The organism is Galactobacter sp., assembly GCF_022712295.1.
Taxonomy (GTDB): Bacteria; Actinomycetota; Actinomycetes; order Actinomycetales; family Micrococcaceae; genus Galactobacter.
The window spans coordinates 1-3683 of the sequence record NZ_JALAGT010000198.1 but is presented as its reverse complement, the minus strand read 5'-3'; the positions used below and the strand labels follow the sequence as shown (position 1 = coordinate 3683).

The following is a 3683-nucleotide window of genomic DNA, read 5'->3' as shown; positions in this document are numbered from 1 at the left end:
GCCTCCACTCCATGCTCGGCTACCGCACCCCCGCCGAAGTCGAGACCGAATACTGGGCCCGGCTCACCGACCCAGAACAGGTCGCTACCGCGGCCTGAAACCCAACACACGCTGACCCTCAACCAAACCCGGGACTTGACACATCCAGACGAAGCCGGCCCACAACATCGAGAGAACGGCCACCCACCCGACAGCCGCTCGGTGATGGCCCGCCGAGGGCTGGCCCGGTTGCGCTCGTGACTGCCGCCCGGTCGTGGACGAACCCAGAATGGCACCCAGAACGTAGACAGCCACGAAGGCGCAACCCACGATCAGCACCGCCCAGGTCTCGGGACGGTGGAGCAGCCAGGACCGCACGCACGCGAAGACGCTTAGGCCGAGCAACAAGGCGTGCAATGCCAGGCGTAGGCCGGCGAACACCGGGGCGAGTGTGGAGTGGGTCATCGTGGCCTCCAGCCTAGGCCAGGCACCGAGTTCTGCCATCCATCGAAAGGTTGATGGGGAATGCACCAGTACTGACGATGTATGCGTTCTGGCATCGGAGGAGGCTCGAAGCATCGAGCCCGCAGGGAGCGGGCCTCAAGAAAGGTTCGATAGACGTGTTTGTCGCTTGGAGAGAGCTGCGCTTCGCCCGTGGCCGATTCCTCCTCATCGCCGGTGTGGTGGGTCTGATCACCGTGCTGGTCGGCTTCCTCTCCGGCCTCACCGGGGGCTTGGCACAGAGGAACATTTCCGCAGTGCTCCAGATACCCGGTGACCGTGTGGTGTTGGAACAGGCCGAGGGGGAGGAACCCGCCTACGCGACCTCCGCCATCACGACCGACCAGCTCCAGGCCTGGAATCAGGCGGAGGGAGTGGACTCAGCGCTGCCGATCGGCATCACCACGACCCGGGCCGGCGCTGCCCAGCAAGATGAGTCCCCCTCCGACTCCTCGCCGGCCGATTCCTCCTCGGCGGTCGCCGCGTTCGGCCTACCCGATGCCGGCGATGGGAAGGCCACTGACCTCACCAAGATCACTCCCGCAGACGACGGCCACGTGGGACTCTCCGCGCCGGCCGCCGACGAGCTGGGCGTCACCACCGGGGAGACCGTCACGGTCGCCGGGAAGCAGCTGACGGTCGGCGTCGTCGAGGGCGACCTCTGGTACAGCCACGTGCCCGTCGTCGTCCTGTCGGAAGAGACGTGGGCGGAGATAGACCGCGGCACGGGAGGTGACGGAGCGCCGACAGCGCTGGCCGTGAGCGGCACGCCGGACTGGGAAACGACGGGCAAGCAGACGAACACCGTGGCGAAGACGCCCTTGACCAGCCTCACCGCGCTGGCCTCGTTCACCTCGGAGATCGGGTCCCTGGCCGTGATGATAGTGCTCCTCTTCGGCATCTCCGCACTCGTTGTCGGGGCCTTCTTCACGGTCTGGACGCTGCAACGCCGCGGAGACATCGCCGTGCTCAAGGCCTTGGGCGCCACGACCGGGTCGCTGATCCGGGACAGCCTGGGCCAAGCAGCCGTGGTGCTCGTGGCCGGCATCGGAACCGGCCTGCTCGTCACCGTGGTCGTGGGGAGCCTGGCAGGACAGGCCCTGCCGTTCGCGGTCTCCGCCCTCACCACTGTGGCACCGGCAGCCCTGATGGCCGTCCTCGGTCTTGCGGGTGCGGCCGTCGCACTACGTTCCGTCACCAAAGCCGACCCCCTCACCGCACTCGGGAGCAACCGTTGATCCGCTTAGAAGACGTCACCCTCACCTTTCCCGACGGCAACCGCCGCATCACCGCGGTCGACCACGTCAGCCTGACAGCGCCGGACGGTCAGGTCACCGGCATCACCGGCCCGTCGGGGTCGGGCAAGTCCAGCTTGTTGGCCGTTGCGGCCGGACTGATCAAGCCCGACGACGGCAAGGTCCTTCTCGGGAGCGGCACCTCCGCGCTGGATCTGGCACGGCTGACGCCGCGCCAGGTGACGTCCGTGCGCCGCGACCGGATCGGCATCGTCTTTCAGCAGTCCAACCTGCTGCCCGCGCTGTCCGCCCGTGACCAACTGAGGATCATGGGACGGCTCGGAGGCGCGAACCGTCGTGCCGACGTGGATGCGAAGGTGGACGAGCTGCTGGACGCCGTGGGCCTGCGTGACCATGCCGACAAGCTGCCTCATCAGCTCTCCGGCGGCCAGCGGCAGCGCGTTGCCATCGCCCGCGGGCTGGTTCATGCACCGGACGTGCTGGTGGTGGACGAGCCGACCTCGGCTCTGGACCAGGAACGTGGCGCGGAGATCATGGCGCTCATCGCGCGGCTCACTCATGAACGCGGCACGGCGACGCTCCTGGTCACCCACGATCTGGTCCACAGAGACGTACTCGATGACCTGGTCACCATCGTGGACGGACGCATCAAGGCGTCTGGGCTCGTAGCTTAGGACGCTACTGACGTGCGGCACAACAAAGGTGCCCGACGACGTGTGGTGGACACACGCCGTCGGGCACCTTTTCATGCCGCCACAGGCGGCAAGCACTCAGGAGAGCTGGGTGGACTCCAGCCAGCTCAAGTAGCTCTCGTCGACGTCACCGGTGACGTATTCGCCGGTGAAGCAGCTGTTCTCAAGGCGCTGGATGTCGGTGCCTGCGGTGATGGCGGAGACCATGTCATCCACCTCCTGGTAAACCAGGTGGTCACTGCCGAGTTCAGCGTTGATCTGGGGGATGGTGCGCCCGGCCGCGATCAGTTCGGCGCGGGTAGGCATGTTGATGCCGTAGACATGCGGGAAACGAACCGGCGGGGCGGAGGACGTGAAGGTGACCGAATTGGCGCCGACCTGACGGGTCATCTCGACGATCTCGCGGCTGGTGGTGCCACGAACGATCGAGTCGTCCACGACCAACACGTTCTTGCCCTTGAACTCGCTCGCGAGGCAAGAGAGCTTCTGACGGACGCTCTTCTTGCGCTGCTCCTGGCCAGGCATGATGAACGTGCGGCCCACGTAGCGGTTCTTGTAGTAACCCTCGCGGTATTCGATCCCCAGACGCCGTGCCACCTCCATGGCCGCAGGGCGAGAGGAATCCGGGATCGGCATGACCACGTCGATGTCGCCCTTGGGGGCGTAGGTGGCCACGGTGTCCGCCAGCTTCTCACCGAGGCGGAGACGGGACTCGTAGACGTTGATCCCGTTCATGATGGAGTCGGGGCGGGCCAGGTACACGTACTCGAATGAGCACGGGACCAGCTGCGGGTTCGGGTGGGTGTTCGCCGACGCCAAAGCGCCGTCAGGCGTGATGAAGACCGCCTCGCCCGGAGCCACGTCACGCACCAATTCATAGCCGCTGGCGGTCAGGGCCACGGACTCGCTGGCGACCATCCACTCAGTGGAACCGGTCGCGGATTCCCGGCGGCCGAGCACCAGCGGACGGATGCCGAACGGATCGCGGAAGGCCAACAGTCCCTGGCCGGCGATGAGGGCAATGACGGCGTAGGAGCCCCGAATACGCTCGTGGGTGCGGCGCACCGCCTCGAAGATCTGATCCGCATCCAGGTCCAGTCCGCTGACCTGCTTCTGCAGTTCCGAACCCAGAACGTTCAGCAGCATCTCCGTGTCGGAACCGGTGTTGATGTGGCGCTTGTCCTTGGTGGCCAGCTCCACTTCCAACTCGCGCGTGTTGGTGAGGTTGCCGGTGTGCACCAGCGCGATGCCGTAG

The 3683-nt window shown here is 66.2% G+C and carries 3 protein-coding genes; 2 read left to right on the top strand and 1 reads right to left on the bottom strand.

Annotated features, from left to right (window positions below):
* Positions 1-599: 599 nt before the first annotated feature.
* Positions 600-1718, top strand: coding sequence for an ABC transporter permease (locus tag Q0A15_RS14320; protein ID WP_291280201.1), 1119 nt, complete (start codon positions 600-602; stop codon positions 1716-1718).
* On the top strand, positions 1715-2410 hold the full coding sequence (locus Q0A15_RS14315; RefSeq protein WP_291280200.1) for an ABC transporter ATP-binding protein: 696 nt from the start codon (positions 1715-1717) through the stop codon (positions 2408-2410). Before Q0A15_RS14320 ends, Q0A15_RS14315 begins: the two co-directional genes overlap by 4 nt.
* A gap of 96 nt (positions 2411-2506) precedes the next feature.
* Here Q0A15_RS14315 and purF read toward each other — a convergent pair.
* On the bottom strand, positions 2507-3683 hold a 1177-nt coding region (purF, locus tag Q0A15_RS14310; RefSeq protein ID WP_291280199.1), incomplete at its 5' end, for an amidophosphoribosyltransferase.